The organism is Alloyangia mangrovi (genome assembly GCF_002300555.2).
In the GTDB taxonomy this organism is placed as follows: Bacteria; Pseudomonadota; Alphaproteobacteria; order Rhodobacterales; family Rhodobacteraceae; genus Salipiger; species Salipiger mangrovi.
Map to the genome: position 1 here is coordinate 1 of NZ_NTHN02000023.1, position 19,670 is coordinate 19,670.

Consider the following 19,670-nt stretch of genomic DNA (forward strand, 5'->3'; position numbering starts at 1 on the left):
GCCGTGGCGGTGGCGCGCGCCGCGGCGGGCCGCGGCGATGCGCCGGGCGATGTCATGCTGCACCGCCAGCAGCGCCGGCACCACCAGCAGCACCAGCAGCATGCCGAAGCCGAGCCCGTAGACCAGGGTGATCACCGTCGGCTTGAGGAACTGCGCGTCCGAACTGCGCTCGTAGAGCAGCGGCGCGAGGCCGAGCACCGTGGTCGCCGTCGTCAGGAACACCGGCCGCAGACGGTCCGAGGCTCCGTCGATGATCGCCTGGAAGATGCCGCGGTCCGGCGCGTATTCGTCGATCTGGCTGACCAGCACGATGGAATCGTTGATAATGATCCCGGTCATGCCGAGAAGTCCCACCACGGTGAACATCGACAGCGGCACGTCCCAGAGCGCGTGGCCATAGACCGCCCCGACAAGGCCGAAGGGGATCACCGCCATCACCACCAGCGGCCGCGTCCAGCTGGCGAAGACCCAGGCCAGCACGAGATAGATGCCCAGCAGCACGAGCACGAGGCCTGCGCCGGCATCCGCCAGGAAGTCCTGCTCGTCCTCGGCCAGCCCCGAGACGCGGTATTCGACCTGCCGCTCGGCGGCGATCGCGGGAAGGATCTCCTCCTGCAGCGCCTGCATGATCTCGGCAGCGCGCTCGGCGTCATCCTCCGAGATGTCGCCGGTGACCGAGACCGTGCGCAGCCCGTTCTCGCGCCGCACCGTCGAAAAGCCGCTGCTCCGCGCGACCCGCACGATGTCGGCGAGCTGGACATAGGCGCCCTGCGGCGTGCGGATCTGGGTGCGCTCGAGGAAGTCGGCGGTCTGCTCCGACTTCGGCAGTTCCACCCGCACCTCCGCGCTGCGCGGCCCCACGGGGAAGGTTGCCGCCTCGATGCCGCCGATGCGGTGCCGCAGCACCGCGCCGAGATCGTCCACCGTCAGCCCCAGCGCCTGCCCCTGCGGGGTCAGCTCGAGCACCAGCTCGTCCTTGTCGTAGGACAGGTTGTCCTCGACCGCCGAGACCTCGGGGTAGCGCAGCACCGCGGACTTCAGATCCTCGGCGGCCCGCTTCAGCGTCAAGGCATCGGCGCCGTAGAACTGCACGTCAAGCGCATCCCCCCCCCGGCCCCGAGCGCCAGCCGCGGAAGCTCAGCACTTCGAGCATCGGCATCTGCGCGACCCGCTCCTGCAGGTCTGCGACGAACTGGAAGCTGGAATAGGGGCGGAAGTCGGGCTCGATCAACTCGATCGAGATGGCGCCGAGCTGGTCCGGCTCCTTGTTCTCGGCCTCGGCCAGCTCGCGCCCGGAGTTTCCGCCGATCTCGGCGATCACGTAGTCGAGCGGGTTGCGACCGTATTTCTCCTCGTACTCGCGGCCCAACTCCTCGGTGGCGCGCTGCAGCTCGCGCATCTGCGCCAGCGTATCAGCGCGCGTGGCGCCCGGCGCCATGGCGAAGTTGCCGCTGACCGAAGGCTGCTCGGGCGAGTTGAAGAAGCGCCAGACCACGTCGCCGCGGATGAAGCTCGCCGCCTGCGCGGCCAGCAGCAGCACCGCCCCGGCCAGCACCGCGTAGCGCGCCGCGATCACCCCGGCCATGAACGGGCGGAAGAGCGTCTCGCGCATCCAGCGGAAGCCGCGGTTCACCATGCGCGAAGGCCAGTCGTACCAGTGCTGCTCGGTGGACTTGGCGATCGCATGAGCCATGTGGTTGGGCAGGATCAGGAAGCATTCCACGAGGCTCGCCAGCAGCACGACGATCACCGTGAAGGGGATGTCCGAGATCATCTCGCCGAAGCGCCCGCCAATGGCGGTAAGCCCGAAGAAGGCGATGACCGTCGTCAGTGTCGAACTGAACACCGGCAGCGCCATGCGGCGCGCGGCGGTCTCGGCGGCCTCGACCGGACCGAGCCCATGCCGGCGATGCAGGTGATCCGCATGCTCGCCCACCACGATGGCGTCATCGACGACGATGCCGAGCGTGATGATCAGCGCAAAGAGCGAGATCATGTTGAGCGTCAGCCCCGAGGCATACATCAGCGCCAGCGCCGCCAGCATCGAGGTCGGGATCCCCGCCGCCACCCAGAGCGCGGTGCGCGCGTTGAGGAAGAGGAACAGCAGCCCCACTACCAGCACCAGCCCCGACAGGCCGTTGTGCAGCAGCAGGTCGAGCCGATTGGTGATCGCCTCGGCGCGGGTGCGGATGAGATCGACGGTGGTGCCCTCGGGCAGCACCGATTGGAACTCGCGCGCCACCTCGGCCACCGCGTCCTGAATCTTGATTGCGTCGCCGTCGGCAGAGCGGTCGACCCGGACCGAAATCGCCGGGTGGTCGCCAACGTAATAGGCCCTCTCGCGGTCGATCCCTTCCTCGCGCAGCAGCGCCACGTCGCCGACCGTCAGCTTGGTGCCGTCGGGCTCGGAGCGCAGCACGATGGCCGAGATGTCGCGCAGTGCGCGCTTCTCGACTCCGGCGCGGACCCGGGCATTGGCGCCGCTGACATCGCCGGCCGGCGCGGCATCCACCTCGGCCGAGATCGCCTCGGAGATCTGCTGCATGGTGACGTCGTAGCCGAGCAAGTTGGCCGTGGGCACCTCGACGATGATCTGCGGCGCCGCGACGCCGCGGATGGTGGTGCGGGTCACCCCCTCGGCGAAGAGCCGTACGACGAACTCGTCGGCGAAACGCCCGAGCTGGTCCACGCCCACAGGCCCGGTGATCACCACGTCGGTCACCCGGTCACGCCAGCCGCCCGCGGTCACCCGTGGATCGTCCGCCTCCTCGGGCAGGTTGTCGACGGTGTCCACCGCCGTCTGCACGTCGTCAAGCGCCTTGGCCATGTTATAGTTCGGCTCGAACTCGAGCTCGATGCGCGCCGAGCCCTCGCGCGAGAGACTCTCGGTCGCCACCACACCCTCGACCGCCAGCAGCGTCGGCTCGAGCAGCTGCACGATGGCGTTGTCGATGTCCTGCGCCCCGGCGCCGTCCCAGCTGACGCGCACGTCGATCTGGTCCTCGATCACGTCGGGAAAATACTGCGCGCGCATGTTGGGCACGGCAAGCACCCCAGCGCCGATGAGCAGCACCAGAAGCAGGTTGGCCACCGTGCGGTGGCGGGTGAAATAGCTCAGGAGTCCACTGGCGGAGCCGGGGATATGCCGCATCGGCTCAGCCCCCCCATCCGCGCTTCGAGCCGCTCGATCACCTGCGCGGGGACCATCGGCTCGGAAAGCTGCGCGAGCAGGCGTTGCTTGGCCTCGGCGGGCATGCGTTCGTTGCCCTCGATGAAAGCGACGAGCCGGGCGCGGCGCTCCTCGGTCAGCTCGAGCATGGTGGCCTCGGCCTGCACGTCGGGGCCGGTGGGGCCGCTGCCGGCCTCGGTGTTGAGCGGGCGCACCTTGATCCCGGCGCCCAGAAGCGGCGTGCGCTCGGCAACGACCATGCGCCCGTCCAACGCTGCCCGAACGAGCACCTCGTCGCCCTGCCGGCGCAGCAGCTCGACTTGCACCGCCTCGAGCCGCTCGTCGGCGCCGAGTACCAGCACGTCGCCCGCCGGGCCAAGCGCCGTGGCAGGCAGCAGCGCCACCCGTTCGAGCGGCGGCTCGGCGATCTTGACGGTCACGAAGTCCCCCGGCTTGAAACCCCGGGGCTCTTCCAGTGCCGCAAAGAGCAGGCGACCGGTCTGCCCCTCGCCCACCGCCGCACCCTCGCGGATCAGCGTGCCCGCGCTGCTCACCGAGGCGCCGTAGAAATCCAGCGTCACCGTCACGGGCAGCTCGCGCGGCTGGTCCGAGGCGTTCAGAAGTTGCAGGTATTGCTGGGTCGACACGCGGAAGGCCACTTCCAGCGCCGCAGGGTCCACCAGCGTCGCAAGCTGTTCGTTGGCAGAGATCCGGCGCCCGGCGACCACCGAGACATCCTCGAGCTGGGCGTCAAATTCGGCGCGGATTTCCGTTTCGACGAGCCGCCGCTGCGCCTCGTCGAGGGCGATATGCGCGCGGGTGAGCGCGGTGGTGCTCTGGTCGACGCGTGCCTCGGTCTGGGCCAGCGCCTGCCGCCGGGTTACCACGGCCTGCCGCGCCGAGGAGGCCGAGAGTTCGGCCTCTTCCACCAGGGCCGAAGTGCCGACGCCGCGGGTCTGCAGGTCGGCCTGCCGCTGGTAGGCGCGCTGGCGCAGCGCCGCCTGTTCCTCGGCGGCGGCCAGTGCGTCCTTTTCCAGCTCGACCGCGCGGATCGCCTCGCGACGCTCTGCCTCCGCGTCCTGCAGGGCGCTTTGCGCGCGCTCCAGTTCGGCCTGCATGTCCGCCGGGTCGATGCGCGCCAGAAGCGTGCCGGCGGCAACCCGCCCGCCTTCGACGAACGCGGGCGCCAGGTCGATCAGCGTGCCGCCCACGGCGCTGCGCAATTCGAGGCTGCGGCGGCTCTGGATCTCGCCAAAGGCGGTCATCTCGGGGATCACGGTCTCCAGCCGCACCGGCACCACGTTCACCGCGAACACCCGCTCTCGCGCCTGCGGGATATGCGGCGTGTCGGCGAGCCGGGTCTGCACCGCGTCGCGCACGAGAATCCCGGCCCAGGCCAGCAGGCCCAGCGTCAGCGAAAGGAGAAAGAGCCCGGCTAGGCTCCGGCGAAGAAACCGCATGTGATCGTCCCGCGAAATGGAGGGGCCGAGCCCCCCCTGTCTGGCCGCATACAGCTTACGCCCGATGCCCGGCGCAATCCAAGCCGTCACGGTGATACCCGGCAGTGTATCATTTCCGCCGTTTGTGTTCCTCAAGGCGCGGAAAAATCTCAACGAAGTTGCAGGGCATGTGCCGGTAATCGAGCTGCCAGCAGAGGATCTCGTCCCAGGCATCCTTGCAGGCACCGGTGCTGCCGGGCAAAGCGAAGAGGTAAGTGCCCCCCGCGACCCCCCCCCGTGGCCCGCGACTGCACCGCGGACGTACCTATTTTCTTCATGGAAACCATGGTGAAGACCGTGCCGAAGGCCTCGATCTCCTTTTCGTAGACATCGCGGTGCGCCTCGACCGTCACGTCGCGACCGGTGAGACCGGTGCCGCCCGTGGAAATGATCACATCCACCTCGGGGCTGGCGATCCAGGCGCGGAGCTGGTCCGAGATGGCCGCCCGGTCGTCCTTCACGATTGCGCGATCCGCCAGCAGGTGCCCCGCATCGGTCAGCCGCTGCACCAGCGTAGCGCCCGAACGGTCCTCATTTAGGCCGCGGGTATCGCTCACGGTCAGCACCGCGATGCGGACGGGGATGAACTCTCGGGTTTCGTCGATGCGGCTCATGCGGGCTCCGTCAGGACTGGGATCACAGGGGTTTCGGCGTCAGCCATAGCGTCACGGGCAGGGCTCCGCCACAGGCAGACGCGGCACGGCGAAAATATGGGCAAAGCGGCGGGCGGCCTCGTCGGTGGCGAGGCTGCGGGCGAAGCGCACCCAGTCGGCCTCGGTCTCGGGCTGCGGACAGGTGCCGCCCTGCGCCAGACGCGCCTTGGCCAGCGCTGCCGCCAGCGCATCCTCGCGCTCGTCGTCCGTGAGCGGCGGGTAGGTGTTCTCGGCGGCGAAACGGGCGGCGCGCAGCAGGAGCGTGGCCAGCCGATCCCGCTCCGCGATGTTCAGAAGGTCGGGACAGAGCTGCACTGCGGCGGTGATCTCGACCAGCCGCGAAAGCGCGCAGCCGGCGGGACCATGGCCACTCTGATCCTCGGCCCGCACCCCCTCTCCGTCGCGGCGGGTGAGGATCACCGGCCCCGGCAGCTCGAGGATTTCCAACCCCGGCGACGGCTCCTCGACCTCCGCTGCGTGATCGCGGAAGAGCGCGATGTAATCGGGGCTGAAGCCGTCGGCGAAGGCCCCGGCAACCGCGAGCAGCAACGCAAACACGGCCCCGGCACAGATGCGCCCGGCCCGCACCGGCCTCACCCCAGCGCCTTGAGCCTGGCCTGCAGCTCCAGCAGGTCGGCCCAGGCCTCGCGTTTCATGGCGGGCTGGCGCAGCAAGTAGGCAGGGTGGAACATCGGTATCGCCGGGCGGCCCTCGGCCTCGGCCCATTTGCCGCGCAGCCGGGTGATGCCGCGTTTGCCCAGGAGCGCGTCGCAGGAGATATTGCCCATGATCACCAACAGGTCGGGATCGGCCAGCTCGATATGCCGAACGAGGAAAGGCTTCATCATGGCGATCTCGTCGGGGCGCGGATCGCGGTTCTGCGGGGGACGCCAGGGCAAAACGTTGGTGATGTAGACCGTGCTTGCCCGGTTGAGGCCGATCGCCGCGAGCATCCGGTCGAGCAACTGCCCGGCGCGGCCGACGAACGGCTTGCCCTGCAGATCCTCCTCACGGCCCGGCGCCTCGCCGACGATCATCACCCGCGCGCCCGCAACACCGTCCGAGAAGACGAGGTTGCGCGCGCCGCGCTTCAGCTCGCATTCCTCGAACGCCTCCATGGAGGCGCGCAGCGCCTCGAGGCTGCCCGCCGCCTTCGCGGCTTCTGTCGCAAGCTGCACCGCGTCGGGACCGACGGGCGCGGCCATGGGCGCAGGCGCGCCCCCGCGCTCGGGCTGTGCCACGGCAGGCTGTGCCCGCGCGGCCTGCTCCGCCGCCTCCAGCGCAAAACGGTCCACCGGCGCTTCGCCGATCGCCTCGTCGGCGCCCAGCTCAAGCTGCCAGTCCAGCGCCGCGCGCGCCCAATGCCAATCGATGCCCGAATCCATATCGAGACACTACCCGAGCGCGGCGGCGGAGCAAATCTCCCCCGAGGGCATCTTTCGGAAAATGCGCGTGAAAGCCCCGGCGGATGCGCGCGCCGCCCTCAGGACCGCGGCTTCTTGCGCGCCCGGATCAGCGTGTTGTGGCTGATGATCTCGTAGCCCAGCCGCTCGACCAGCTCACGGCGGAGCCGCTCGATCTCGGCGCTTTCGATCTCGATCACCTCGCCGGTGTCGACATCGACAAGATGGTCGTGCTCGGCGGCGGGCGTCACCTCGAAGCGCGCCGACTCATGCTCGAAGCTGAGCTTGCGGATCAGACCCGCCTCCTCGAGCGCCGCCAGCGTCCGGTAAACCGTGGCAAAGGAGACCGAACCGTCGATCGCCTTGGTCCGCGCAAAGAGCTCGTCGGCGTTGGGGTGATCCTCTGACTCCATGAGCACGGACATCACGATCATGCGCTGCTGCGTCACGCGCAGCCCCGCATCGCGCAAGGCCTGGGCAAAATCGGTCGAGACCGCGGTCATGGGCAACTCCTGTTCAGGTCAGTTTGATAGCCCCGGTCCGGCAACGAGGCAACCACGCCGCGGGGGGAAGGCGACGCCCCGCACATAAATGAGAACGACTCGCATCTAACTTGACTTTTGCGAATGCCTCGCATTTACATTTTTTCGAAAGCACCCCGAGGAGAAACCCATGCCCGCCACCCCCCCGGCTCGCCACCGCCCTTGCCAGCCTTGGCCTGCTGATCGCCCAGCCCGCCGCAGCGGCCGACAAGATGAAGGTGGTCACCACCTTCACCGTGCTGGCGGATATGGCCGCACAGGTCGCCGGGGAGGCCGCCGAGGTGGTTTCGGTCACGAAGCCCGGCGCCGAGATCCACGGCTACCAGCCGACCCCGCGCGACATCGTGCGGGCGCAGGGGGCGGACCTTATCCTGTGGAACGGACTGAACCTCGAGCTGTGGTTCGAACAGTTCCTGTCGAACCTGCGGGACGTGCCCTCGGTCACCCTGTCCGACGGTATCGACCCCATTCCGATCTCCGCAGGTGCCTATCAGGGCAAGCCCAACCCGCACGCCTGGATGGGGCTCGAGAATGCGCTGATCTACATTGACAATATCACCAGCGCCTTCGCCGAGCACGACCCCGGAAACGCCGAGACCTATGCCGCCAATGCCGCCGCCTACAAGGACGCGCTGCGCAGCGCGCTCGAGCCGCTTCGCGCGCGCATCGCCGCCATCCCCGAAGAGCAGCGCTGGCTGGTCACCTGCGAGGGCGCCTTCAGCTACCTCGCCCGCGACTTCGGCATGAAGGAACTCTATCTCTGGCCGATGAATGCCGACCAGATGGGCACCCCCCCAGCAGGTGCGCGCGGTGATCGACGGCGTGAAGCAGAACCAAATCCCCGTGGTCTTCTGCGAAAGCACCGTCAGCACCCGCCCCGCCGAGCAGGTGGCGCGCGAGACTGGCGCGGCCTATGGCGGTGTACTCTACGTCGACAGCCTGTCGGAGCCGGACGGGCCGGTGCCGAGCTACCTCGATCTGCTCGCCGTCACCTCGCGCACCATTGCCGAGGGGCTCGAGGCGGGGCTCGCGGCGCAATGATGCAAACGCAGGCCCCCATGAAGGACAGCGCCACGATGGACGGCATCCGCGCCCGGGACGTCACTGTCACCTACCGCAACGGCCACACCGCGCTACGCCGCGCCAGCTTCGAGATCCCGCGCGGCACGATCACCGCGTTGGTGGGGGTCAACGGCGCAGGCAAGTCGACGCTGTTCAAGGCGATCATGGGCTTCGTGCCGGTGGCGCAGGGCAGGATCACCCTGCTTGGTCTGTCTGTGAAGGCGGCACTGAAGCGCAACCTCGTCGCCTATGTGCCGCAGTCCGAGGAGGTCGACTGGTCCTTTCCGGTGCTGGTCGAGGACGTGGTGATGATGGGCCGCTACGGCCACATGGGGTTTCTACGCCGCCCGTCGCAGGCTGACCGCGAGGCGGTCGATACGGCGCTGGCCCGGGTCAACATGTCGGACTTCCGCCACCGCCAGATCGGCGAGCTTTCGGGCGGTCAGAAGAAGCGTGTCTTCCTCGCCCGCGCGCTCGCGCAGGAAGGACAGGTGATCCTGCTCGACGAGCCCTTCACCGGCGTCGACGTGAAGACCGAGGAGCAAATCATCGCCCTCCTGCGCGAGCTGAAGGACGAAGGACGGGTCATGCTGGTCTCGACCCACAACCTCGGCACCGTGCCGGAATTTTGCGACCGAACGGTGCTGGTCAAGGGCACTGTGCTCGCCTACGGGCCGACCGAGACCACCTTCACCCGCGCCGCGCTGGAGGAGGCCTTTGGCGGTGTGCTTCGGCATTTCACCATCGAGGGCGCCGACCTGCACGACGATGCAGACCCTCGCCGCGTCTCGATCCTCACCGACGACGAGCGCCCACTGGTGCGCTACGGCGGCGAGACCCGCCGGGCGGCGAAGGAGCGCGAGGAATGAGCCTGCTCGAGCCCTTCACCTACGGCTACATGACCAACGCCATGTGGGTCTCGGCGCTGGTGGGCGCGGTCTGCGCCTTCCTGTCGAGCTACCTGATGCTCAAGGGCTGGTCGCTGATCGGCGACGCGCTCTCGCACTCGGTGGTGCCGGGCGTCGCCGGGGCCTATTTGCTCGGCCTGCCTTTTGCACTCGGCGCCTTCCTGTCGGGCGGGCTGGCGGCGGCGGCGATGCTGCTGCTCTCGGACCGCTCGGGGCTGAAGAGCGACGTGATCATCGGGCTGATCTTCACCTCCTTCTTCGGGCTCGGGCTGTTCATGGCCTCTGTGAACCCCATGGCGATCTCGATCCAGACCATCACCATGGGCAACATCCTCGCCATCACTCCCGGGGACACGCTGCAACTGGCAATCATCGGGCTCGTCTCGCTGGCGGTACTGCTGGCAAAATGGAAGGACCTCATGGTCGTCTTCTTCGACGAGGGCCACGCCCGCTCCATCGGGCTTCGGCCGGGGGTTCTGAAGGCGCTCTTCTTCACCCTGCTTTCGGCCTGCGTGGTGGCGGCGATGCAGACGGTTGGCGCCTTCCTTGTGATCGCCATGGTGGTCACCCCCGGCGCCACCGCCTACCTGCTCTGCGACCGCTTCCCGCGGCTCATCGCGACCTCGGTGGCGATCGGCGCGGCCACCGGCTTTGCGGGCGCTTACCTCAGCTACTTCCTTGACGGGGCGACGGGCGGGATCATCGTGCTCCTGCAGACGGCGATCTTCCTGCTGACCTTCACCTTCGCCCCCAAGCATGGGCGCCTCGCCGCCCGCCGCAAGGCCCGCGCCGCGCTGGAGGACCTCGCATGACCGAGACCCTGCTCGCCCCCTTCCAGTTCCCCTTCATGCTGAACGCCTTCGCGATCTGCGCCATCGTCGCCGTTCCCACGGCGCTCCTGTCGTGCTTCCTCGTGCTGAAGGGCTGGGCGCTGATGGGCGACGCGATCAGCCATGCGATCCTGCCCGGCGTCGTGCTGGCCTATATCCTGGGCCTGCCGCTGATCCTCGGCGCCTTTGGCGCGGGTATGGTCACGGCCCTTGCCACCGGCTTTCTCGCAGGCAACAGCCGGGTGAAGCAGGACACGGTGATGGGCGTGGTCTTTTCGGGCATGTTCGCGCTCGGCATCGTGCTCTACACGCAGATCCACACCAATGTGCACCTCGACCACATCCTCTTCGGCAACATGCTGGGCGTGGGTCGCGAGGATCTCTGGACCGCCGGGCTGATCTCGCTGGTCGTTGCGGGCGTGCTGCTGCTGAAATGGAAGGACTTGCTGCTGCACGCCTTCGATCCGGCGCAGGCGCGGGCGAGCGGGCTGCCCGTGGGGCTGCTGCATTACGGGCTGCTGACGCTGATCTCGCTGACCATCGTGGCGACGCTGCGCGCCACCGGGCTGATCCTCGCCGTCGGCTTGCTGATCGCGCCGGGCGCCATCGGCTTCCTGATCGCGCGCAGCTTTGGAAAGATGATGGTCGCCGCCTGTGCCGCCTGTCTTCTGGCCATGCTGGCGGGCACCTACCTCAGTTTCTTCCTCGACAGCGCCCCGGCACCGACGATCATCCTGATCCTGACGGCGATCTTCCTCGTGGCGCTGGTCCGGCGCGGGATGCTCACGCGCCGGGCCTTTGCTCGAATTTGATCAGGTCTGGGGAAAGGCGATCTGCACCTTCATCGCGCGGGTCTTGTCGGCGGCAAGTTCGAAGGCGTCCTGTGCCTGCGCCACCGGCAACACGCCGGTGAGCAGAGGCTTCACGTCGAGCCGCCCGCTGTCGATCAGCCGCGCCGCAGTGGCGAACTCAGGATCGAAGCGGAAGCTGCCCATGAGCCGCAGCTCCTTGGCGACAATGACGGTCATCGGCAGCGGCGTCTCGGGCCCAAGGCCCACGGTCACCATGGTGCCGCGCGGGCGCAGGATCGAACACCCCGCGACCACCGCTGCCGGCGCGCCCGAGCATTCGAAGAGCACGTCCACCTGCCCCTTGCCCGCCTGCAGCGGCTCGAGCGCGGCCTCATGGCCGGCGAGATCGATCACCCGGTCCGCGCCCATGGTTTTCGCCACGTCCAGCGCCGCCGTGGAGATATCCGTCGCCACGATTTCCTCGGCCCCGGCGAGTTTCGCGGCAGCGATCGTCAGGCAGCCAATGGGCCCGCAGCCCGAGACCGCCACGCGCTTGCCGATCAGACTGCCTGCCTGCGCCACCGCATGCAGGCAAACAGCCAGCGGCTCGGACATTGCGGTGAGCGCGAGATCCGCCTTGTGCGACAGCCGTACCGCCTGCCGTGCCGGCAGCGTCAGCTGCGCTCGGAAGAACCCCTGCTCGTGCGGGAAGCGCATGGCCGAGCCGGCGAACCGCATATCGAGGCAATGGTTGGCCATGCCGCGCAGGCAGTACTCGCATTCATTGCAGGGGCGCGAGGGGTTGATCGCCACGCGATCGCCCTCCGAGAGCCCGCTGACCCCGGCGCCGATATCGGTGACGATGCCCGAGACCTCGTGCCCCAGCGCCATGGGCTCGCGAATGCGGATCGTGCCGAAACCGCCGTGCAGGTAGTAATGCAGGTCCGAACCGCAGATACCCCCATGGCTCACCGCGATGCGCACCTCGCCCGGACCGGGCGCCGGGGCACCCTGCATGGTATCAAGACGCAGGTCTTTCGGCGCATGGATGACGACGGCCTCCATCAGCGGGCACCTGCACTGGCGGACATGGCGGGTCGGGTCATGGGGAGCTCTCCTTCACGGCGCGTCAGGCGCCTTTCCTTCGCGACAAGCTAGACAGGCGACAGGAGCGGTTTCAAGGCGAAACGCGTGCCGCCGCGCCCGCGGGACGGGCGCGGCGGCACCGGCTCACCGGAGGGCTCTCAGCGGGCCGTCACCTCCTCCATCCAGCCAAGGCGCATTTCCGGCACCGACTTCAGCAGCATGTCCGTGTAGTCGTCGAAGGGCGGCGCCAGCACCTCGGACTTGGTGCCGTAGCGCACCAGCTTGCCGAGGTGCATGACGGCAATCGTGTCGGCGATGGCGCGGACCGTGGCGATGTCATGGGTGATGAAGAGATAGGACACCTGCTCACGTGCCTGCAGATCGGCGAGCAGTTTGAGGATGCCTTCGGCGACCAGCGGATCGAGCGCGCTTGTCACCTCGTCGCAGATGATCAGCCTGGGCTTGGCGGCCAGCGCGCGGGCGATGCAGACGCGCTGCTTCTGGCCGCCCGAGAGTTCCGCGGGGTAGCGGTCGATGAACGCCTCGCCCAGCTCGATCTGGTCGAGCAGCTCGATCACCCTGCGCCGCTGTTCCCGGCCCTTCATGCCGAAGTAGAAGCGCAAGGGCCGGCCGATGATCGTGCCCACCGTCTGGCGCGGGTTCATCGCGACGTCGGCCATCTGGTAGACCATCTGCAGCTCGCGCAGATCCTCGCGCGTGCGGCGCTTGCGCACGGCGGGCAGGACGCGCCCGTCGAAGGTGATGCGCCCCGCCACCGGCGGAAGCAAACCGGTGATGACCCGCGCCAGCGTCGACTTGCCGGAGCCGGACTCGCCGACAACGGCCAGCGTGGTGCCGGGCTGGATCGCCATGTTGATATCGGAGAGCACGTCTCGATCCATGCCGCGATAGCGCGCGGTGAGCCCCTCGATCTCGAGCACCGGCGGCAGATCGGTGATCTTTTCCTCGTGCGCCTTGGCGGTGACCGAGACCAACGCCCTGGTGTAGTCCTCCTGCGGCGCGGTGATGATCTGCTCGGTGGTGCCGTATTCGACCGTCTTGCCCTGGCGCAACACCATGATGTCGTCGGCGATCTGCGCCACCACGGCGAGGTCATGGGTGATGTAAAGCGCCGCGACGCCCTGCTCGCGGATCGCTGCCTTGATCGCCGACAGAACGCCGAGCTGGGTGGTCACGTCGAGCGCGGTGGTGGGCTCGTCGAAGATCACCAGGTCGGGCTCGGGACAGAGCGCCATGGCGGTCATCGCACGCTGCAACTGCCCACCCGAGACCTGGTGCGGGTAGCGGCTGCCGAAGGTTTCCGGCTCGGGCAGGCCGAGCTTGCGGAAGAGTTCCACGGCGCGCGCCTCGGCGGCGGCGCGGGTGGCGCGGCCGTGGCTGACGCTGGCCTCGACCACCTGGTCCATCAAGCACTTGGCGGGGTTGAAGGCGGCGGCGGCGGATTGCGCCACATAGGTCACCTCGGCCCCGCGCAGGCTGCGCAGGGTGCGCCCCGACGCCTCGCGGATCTCGCGCCCGTTGAGCAAGATCTCCCCGCCGGTCAGCTCGATGCCGCCGCGGCCGTACCCCATGGCCGAGAGGCCGATGGTCGACTTGCCGGCACCGGACTCACCGATGAGGCCCAGCACCTTGCCCTTTTCGAGCGTGAGCGAGACGCCGTCGACGATGGTGATGCGGCGCGGCGCCTCGCCGGGGGGGCTGCGCCGTCGCCTCGATCTTCAGGTTGTCGATACGCAGAAGCGGATCAGCCATTGCGGCCTCCTTTCAGCGAGGAGGTGCGGTCGAGCACCCAGTCGGCCACGAGGTTGACGCTGATCGCCAGCGCCGCGATGGCCACAGCGGGCAGCAGCGCCGCGGGAATGCCGTAGACGATGCCGTCCTTGTTCTCCTTCACGATGCCGCCCCAGTCTGCGCCGGGCGGCTGCACGCCAAGCCCGAGGAATGACAGGGTCGACACGAAAAGCACCATGAAGATGAAGCGCATGCCGGCCTCGGCAACCAGCGGCGAAAGCGCGTTGGGCAGGATCTCGCGGAAGATGGTCCAGACCCGGCCCTCACCGCGCAGCTCGGCCGCCTCGACGTAGTCCATCACCGCGATATCGCTGGCGACGGCGCGGGACAGGCGGAAGACGCGGGTGGAATCGAGCAGCCCCATGACAAGGATCAGCACAGGAATGGTGACCGGCATGACCGAGAGCACCACCAGCGCGAAGATCAGTGTCGGGATCGCCATGACCAGATCGACGAAGCGCGACAGCACCTGGTCGACCCAGCCGCCGATGACCGCGGCGAAGAGCCCGGCGACGGAGCCAGTGACGAAGCTGACCACCGTGGCCGCGCTGGCGACGAGGATGGTGGTCTGCCCGCCCCAGATCAGCCGAGAGAGCAAGTCGCGCCCGATGTTGTCGGTGCCGAGCCAGAACTCGGAGGAGGCCGGCTCCCAGACGTCGCCGACGACCTCGCTGACGCCGTAGGGGGCGATGAGCGGGGCGGCGATGGCGCTGAAGAGGAAGAGGCCGGTGATGGCAAGCCCGACCAGGGCGGGGATGGGAACGCGCCTCATTTCGGGTGCCTCAGTCTGGGGTTCGCGAGGATCGACACGATGTCCGCGACCATGTTCAGGAAGATGTAGACCGCGGCAAAGATCAGCCCGCAGGCCTGCACCACAGGTACGTCGCGCTTGGAGACGTGATCGACGAGGTATTGGCCCATGCCGGGGTAGACGAAGACCACCTCGACCACGACCACGCCGACGACGAGATAGGCCATGTTGAGCATGACCACGTTGACGATCGGCGCGATGGAGTTCGGAAAGGCATGGCGCCAGATCACTGCGGAGCGGCGGATGCCCTTGAGCTCGGCGGTCTCGATATAAGCCGACTGCATGACGTTGAGCAGCGCGGCGCGTGTCATGCGCATCATATGCGCGAGCACCACCATCACCAGCACGGCCACCGGCAGCGAGATCGCGTGGAGCTTCTCGAAAAGGCTCATGCGGTCGTTGAGCATGGCCACCGAGGGCGCCCAGCCGAGCTGCACCGCGACGTAGTACATCAGGATGTAGCTCATCATGAACTCGGGCACCGAGATCGCCGAGAGCGTCGCGGCGGAGATCACCTTGTCGGGCCAACGGCCGCGGTAGAGCACCGAGACCAGACCCAGGATGATCGCCAACGGCACAGAGATCAGCGCTGCCCATGCGGCCAGAAAGAGCGTGTTGCCCAGCCGTTCCGAAATCGCGCCGGCAATGTCGCGGCCGTTGCTGAGCGAGGTGCCGAGATCGCCGTGCAGGATCCCCGTGAGCCAGGAGAAATAGCGTTCGGTCGCGGGGGCGTTGAGGCCCAGCTCCTCGCGCAGGTTGGCAAGGGACTCCGGCGTGGCCGACTGGCCGAGGATCGCCTGCGCCACATCCCCGGGGAGAATCTGCGTGCCGAGGAAGATCATGATCGACACGAGGAATATGAGCAGCAGACCCAGCGCGATACGCTGGGCCACAAGTTTCGCGATGTAAGCGTTCATGCGGGCGGCCTCAGGCCAGCCAGCACTTGTGCGGTGCGAGACCGTTCATCACTTCGAGAACGCCGCTTTCTTCCCAGCCCTGGATCTGGTCGCTCACGCCTTCGATGAAGTCGTTGAACATCGGGCAGATCAGCCCGCCCTCGTCGGCGAGGATGTCGGCCATCTCGCGGTAGAGCTGCTTGCGCTTCTCCTGGTCCAGCTCGGCGCGGGCTTCGACCAGCTTGGCGTCGAACTCGGCATTGTCGAAGCGGGTGTCATTCCAGTCGGCGGTCGACAGGTAGGCGGTGGCGTACATCTGGTCCTGCACCGGGCGGCCCGACCAGTAGGAGGCGCAGAAGGGCTCCACGTTCCACACGTCCGACCAGTAGCCGTCATCGGGCTCGCGGCTAATCTCGAGCGGGATGCCGCAGGCACGCGCGCTCTCCTGGAAAAGCTGCGCCGCGTCCACTGCGCCGGGGAAGGCGCCCTCGGCAACGCGCAGGACGATCGGGCTGCCGTCGTGGCCGGACTTCTCGTAGAACTCCTTGGCCAGCTCGGGATCATACGCGCGCTGCGGGCGGGTGTCGTCGAACAGCGGGTAGGACGCGTTGATCGGGATGTCGTTGCCGACCGAGCCATAGCCCTGCAGGATCTTGTCGACCATCTCCTCGCGGTTGATCGCGTATTTCAGCGCCATGCGCAGGTCGGCATTGTCGAAGGGGGCGGTGTCGCAATGCATGATGAAGACGTAGTGCCCGCGCCCCGCCACGCTCTTGACCTCGAGGCCCGGCGCGCGGCCGAGCAGGCCGGCGACCTTGGGCGCGACCTGGTTGATGATGTGCACCTGCCCCGACTGCAGCGCGGCGTTGCGCGCGGTGGCATCGTTGATCACCGCGAACTCGACACCGTCGAAATGGCCGCGGCTGTCGTCCCAGTAGTCAGCGAACTTCTCGAAGGTGTAGCGCACGCCCGGCTCGGCCTCGACCACGCGGTAGGGGCCGGTGCCGATGCCCGCGCCGGGGTTGTCACGGCCGCCGTTCGGCTGGATCACCAGGTGGTAGTCCGACATCAGGTAGGGCAGGTCGGCGTTGGCCTCGGCGAGTTCGACGATGAAATTGCCGCCCTCGACCCGCATGTCCTTGATGCCCTTCATGATGCCGAGCGCGCCGGACTGGGAATCCTCGTCCGAATGGCGGCGCATGGTTTCGAGCACGTCGTCGGCTGTCAGCTCCGAGCCGTCGTGGAACTTGACGCCTTCACGGATCGCGAAGGTCCAGGTCATGGCGTCGGGGCTCGAGCTGACATCAGTGGCCAGCCGCATGTCGAGCGAGCCGTCCGGGTTCACGTCGAGCAGCGTCTCGCCGAAGGTGCGGGTGGTGTGGAAGGCCACCTGAACCAGCGCCATCGCCGGGTCGAGGGATTCCGTGCTCTCGCCGCCGCCGAGGCCCATCTTCAGGATGCCGCCCTTGACCGGCTCCTGCGCCAGCGCCGCGCTGAACGGCACACCGCCCCCGATCAAAGCGCCAAGGCCGAGCACGGAGGCTCGGCCAAGCAGGCTGCGGCGCGACAGGCCCTTGCGGCTGAACCGCTGATAGGTCGAAGTCTTGTTCTTATTGGTCATCTGATACCCCTGTTTCTTTCTTTGCGTTTCTTGCGGGCCCCTCTCCGGGAAGGAGGCCCGTCGTTTCCGTTGCGCTACTTCCTATTGGTAATTCTCAAATTTCTCAACTTATTCGCCGGATCGCCGCTCTCCGACGAAGCGCCCGGCCCCGCAGCTGTCCATTTCAGCATGTTTTTCCGCCAGCGCAGCCAGCGCCTCGGCGACAGGCTGATCCGGCAGGCTGGAGCGCCGCGTGGCAAGATCCGTGTGCAGCAGCAACACCTCGATCGTCGCCGCGAGCGCGCCGTCGGCGCGCCAGAGCCGGTGGAAGAGATGCATCTTCTTGCCCTCCCCCTTGAGCACCTGCGTGGTGACGGTGATCTGCTCGCCCGCGCGCACCTCATCCATGTAGCGGATGTGGCTCTCGACGGTGAAATAGCTGCGGCCCGAGGCGATGTACTCGGGCCCCGCGCCCACCATCTCCATCAGCCGGTCGGTCGCCAGCGAGGCGGCCTCGAGGTAGTGGGTCTCGTTCATGTGGCCGTTGTAGTCGGTCCAGCTCGAGGGCACCTGCCGCTGCGCGGTGATCGGCAACCCGTCCTTGGAACCGGCTTGATCCAGCGCCGCCTCGTGGGAGGTCAGCACGCCCCCGGCCCCGGAGCCGCTGCGCTTCAGCGCCCGGAGCATCCCGACGATATTGTCATCGCGCAGCCGCTCGAGCTGGCGGATCGACAGGTGCCCGGACTGCGCGTCCGACTGGCCCGCGATGAGGTCCACCAGCTCGGGGGTGAACTCCGGCACGTCCATCAGCTTAGTCCAGGGCCAGGAGAGCGCCGGGCCGAACTGCGCCATGAAGTGTTTCATCCCCGCCTCGCCCCCGGCGATGCGGTAGGTCTCGAACAGACCCATCTGCGCCCAGCGGATGCCGAAGGCCATGCGGATCGCCTCGTCGATCTCCTCGGTGGTGGCGACGCCGTCCTTGACCAACCAGAGGCTCTCGCGCCAGACCGCCTCGAGCAGGCGATCTGCGATATGGGCGTCGATCTCCTTGCGCAGGATGAGGGGGAACATGCCGATCGAGCGCAGGACCTCGGCGGCCGGGCCGGTGCGCTCTGGCGTGCCGACCAGCTCGACCAGCGGCAGCAGGTAGACGGGGTTGAATGGGTGGGCGACGATGGCGCGCGCCCCCTCCGCGTTCAACTCCGAGGGTTTGAAACCCGAGGTCGAGGAGCCGATCACCGCGCCCCGCGGTGCCAGCTGCGAAAGCGCGCCCAGCACCTTGTGCTTCAGCGCAAGCTGTTCGGGCACGCTTTCCTGCACCCAATCCACCCCGGCAACCGCTTCGGCCATGTCGTCGAAGAAGGTCAGCGCCCCTTCGTCCGGCAGCGCTCGGTCGTAGAGCCCGGGCAAGGCGCGGCGGGCATTGTCGATGATCTCGCCGATCTTGCGCTCGGCCTCGGGGTCGGGATCGAAGACCCTCACGTTCCAGCCATTGAGCAGGAAGCGCGCGGCCCAACCGCCGCCGATGACCCCGCCGCCGACAATGGTGGCGGTCCTGCGCTCAGCGCTCATGCCAGCACCCTCGGAGCGCGTTTCACCAGGCCGAGCCGCGCCCGGACCGCCTCGGGGCCGACCACCCGCGCGCCCATGTTCTCGATGATCGAGGCCGCGCGCTCCACGAGCTGCGCGTTGGTCGCGAGCTGGCCCTTGCCGAGCCAGAGGTTGTCCTCGAGCCCGACCCGGACGTTGCCGCCCGCCAGCACCGAGGCCGCAACGAAGGGCATCTGGTCCCTACCGAGGCTGAAGGCCGACCACGTCCAGTCCTCGGGCACAGCATTCACCATGGCCATGAAGGTATTGAGATCATTGGGAGCCCCCCAGGGCACCCCCATGCAGAGCTGCACCAGCGCGGGGCCGGTCAGCACGCCCTCGGCAACGAGCTGCTTGGCAAACCACAAATGGCCAGTGTCAAAGGCCTCGATCTCGGGCTTCACGCCGAGCGCGGTCATCATGCCACCCATGGCGCGCAGCATGCCCGGCGTGTTGGTCATCACGTAGTCGGCCTCGGCGAAGTTCATGGTGCCGCAATCGAGGGTGCAGATCTCGGGCAGGCATTGCGCGACGTGGGCCATGCGCTCGGTGGCGCCAACCATGTCGGTACCGGCTGCATTGACCGGGAAAGGTGCCTCGGTCGATCCGAAGACGATGTCGCCGCCCATGCCGGCTGTGAGGTTCAGGACGACATCGACCTCGGCGTCGCGGATGCGATCGGTCACTTCGCGGTAGAGCGCGGGATCGCGCGACGGGGCGCCGGTCTCCGGGTCGCGCACGTGGCAATGCACCACCGCCGCGCCGGCCTTCGCCGCGTCGATCGCGCTCTTGGCGATCTGCGCGGGGCTGCGCGGAACATGCGGCGAGCGGTCCTGCGTGCCGCCCGAGCCGGTCACCGCGCAGGTGATGAAAACCTCTTTGTTCATCGCCAGAGGCATGGAGAACTCCTGATATTCCTGCTACGGCAGCCGCTGCGGCGCCCTTCTAAGGGGGCGGCACGCCTCGTGATCGGGCGCGCGTCCGACTGCCAATCGCGCGAAGGATATCTCGGGACCCC

At 67.9% G+C, this 19,670-nt stretch carries 13 protein-coding genes and 4 pseudogenes; 4 read left to right on the plus strand and 13 right to left on the minus strand.

Features of this window, described 5'->3' with window-relative positions:
• From CLG85_RS13535 to CLG85_RS13560, 6 genes and pseudogenes are all read right to left on the minus strand, one after another.
• A pseudogene (locus tag CLG85_RS13535) lies at nucleotides 1-3,151 on the minus strand (efflux RND transporter permease subunit); the annotation flags it as partial.
• Nucleotides 3,115-4,629 (minus strand): efflux RND transporter periplasmic adaptor subunit, encoded by a 1,515-nt coding sequence (locus CLG85_RS13540; RefSeq protein ID WP_260349095.1) that lies wholly within the window; start codon nucleotides 4,627-4,629, stop codon nucleotides 3,115-3,117. The gene CLG85_RS13540 and the pseudogene CLG85_RS13535, both read right to left, overlap by 37 nt.
• A gap of 109 nt (nucleotides 4,630-4,738) precedes the next feature.
• A pseudogene (gene moaB, locus CLG85_RS13545) lies at nucleotides 4,739-5,282 on the minus strand (molybdenum cofactor biosynthesis protein B).
• Nucleotides 5,283-5,333: 51 nt separating this feature from the next.
• Nucleotides 5,334-5,918: a hypothetical protein gene (locus CLG85_RS13550; RefSeq protein WP_235865534.1), complete on the minus strand. Its 585-nt coding sequence runs from the start codon at nucleotides 5,916-5,918 to the stop codon at nucleotides 5,334-5,336.
• Entirely contained in the window at nucleotides 5,915-6,706 is a 792-nt protein-coding gene (locus CLG85_RS13555) for a uracil-DNA glycosylase (RefSeq protein ID WP_260349099.1), read from the minus strand. The genes CLG85_RS13550 and CLG85_RS13555 overlap by 4 nt, the downstream gene beginning before the upstream one ends.
• 98 nt (nucleotides 6,707-6,804) lie before the next feature.
• A complete protein-coding gene (locus tag CLG85_RS13560; RefSeq protein WP_108969493.1) occupies nucleotides 6,805-7,227 on the minus strand; it encodes a Fur family transcriptional regulator in 423 nt (140 codons plus the stop codon).
• Nucleotides 7,228-7,442: 215 nt separating this feature from the next.
• Here CLG85_RS13560 and CLG85_RS13565 point away from each other — a divergent pair.
• The 4 genes and pseudogenes from CLG85_RS13565 to CLG85_RS13580 all read left to right on the plus strand — a co-directional run bounded on the left by CLG85_RS13565 (nucleotide 7,443) and on the right by CLG85_RS13580 (nucleotide 10,878).
• Nucleotides 7,443-8,307 (plus strand): annotated as a pseudogene (locus CLG85_RS13565) (metal ABC transporter substrate-binding protein).
• Nucleotides 8,308-8,324: 17 nt separating this feature from the next.
• Entirely contained in the window at nucleotides 8,325-9,197 is an 873-nt protein-coding gene (locus CLG85_RS13570; RefSeq protein WP_375796923.1) for a manganese/iron ABC transporter ATP-binding protein, read from the plus strand.
• Nucleotides 9,194-10,048 carry a metal ABC transporter permease gene (locus CLG85_RS13575; protein WP_095882371.1) on the plus strand — a complete coding sequence of 285 codons (855 nt, stop codon included), beginning with the start codon at nucleotides 9,194-9,196 and terminating at the stop codon, nucleotides 10,046-10,048. The genes CLG85_RS13570 and CLG85_RS13575 overlap by 4 nt, the downstream gene beginning before the upstream one ends.
• Nucleotides 10,045-10,878: a metal ABC transporter permease gene (locus CLG85_RS13580; protein WP_095882372.1), complete on the plus strand. Its 834-nt coding sequence runs from the start codon at nucleotides 10,045-10,047 to the stop codon at nucleotides 10,876-10,878. Before CLG85_RS13575 ends, CLG85_RS13580 begins: the two co-directional genes overlap by 4 nt.
• Here CLG85_RS13580 and CLG85_RS13585 read toward each other — a convergent pair whose 3' ends face one another.
• From CLG85_RS13585 to bcoG, 7 genes and pseudogenes are all read right to left on the minus strand, one after another.
• Nucleotides 10,879-11,922 carry an L-idonate 5-dehydrogenase gene (locus CLG85_RS13585; protein WP_095882373.1) on the minus strand — a complete coding sequence of 348 codons (1,044 nt, stop codon included), beginning with the start codon at nucleotides 11,920-11,922 and terminating at the stop codon, nucleotides 10,879-10,881.
• 179 nt (nucleotides 11,923-12,101) lie between these two features.
• Nucleotides 12,102-13,716, minus strand: a pseudogene (locus tag CLG85_RS13590) (ABC transporter ATP-binding protein).
• Nucleotides 13,709-14,527 (minus strand): ABC transporter permease, encoded by an 819-nt coding sequence (locus tag CLG85_RS13595; RefSeq protein ID WP_095882375.1) that lies wholly within the window; start codon nucleotides 14,525-14,527, stop codon nucleotides 13,709-13,711. The pseudogene CLG85_RS13590 and the gene CLG85_RS13595 overlap by 8 nt, the downstream one beginning before the upstream one ends.
• The gene (locus tag CLG85_RS13600) at nucleotides 14,524-15,483 is read right to left on the minus strand and encodes an ABC transporter permease (RefSeq protein WP_095882376.1); all 960 of its coding nucleotides are present in this window, start codon (nucleotides 15,481-15,483) and stop codon (nucleotides 14,524-14,526) included. The genes CLG85_RS13595 and CLG85_RS13600 overlap by 4 nt, the downstream gene beginning before the upstream one ends.
• Nucleotides 15,484-15,493: 10 nt before the next feature.
• Entirely contained in the window at nucleotides 15,494-17,083 is a 1,590-nt protein-coding gene (locus CLG85_RS13605; RefSeq protein ID WP_095882377.1) for an ABC transporter substrate-binding protein, read from the minus strand.
• A gap of 108 nt (nucleotides 17,084-17,191) precedes the next feature.
• Nucleotides 17,192-18,634: a carnitine 3-dehydrogenase gene (locus CLG85_RS13610; RefSeq protein WP_095882378.1), complete on the minus strand. Its 1,443-nt coding sequence runs from the start codon at nucleotides 18,632-18,634 to the stop codon at nucleotides 17,192-17,194.
• Entirely contained in the window at nucleotides 18,631-19,551 is a 921-nt protein-coding gene (bcoG, locus tag CLG85_RS13615; RefSeq protein ID WP_095882379.1) for a 3-dehydrocarnitine:acetyl-CoA trimethylamine transferase BcoG, read from the minus strand. Before bcoG ends, CLG85_RS13610 begins: the two co-directional genes overlap by 4 nt.
• Nucleotides 19,552-19,670 lie beyond the last annotated feature (119 nt).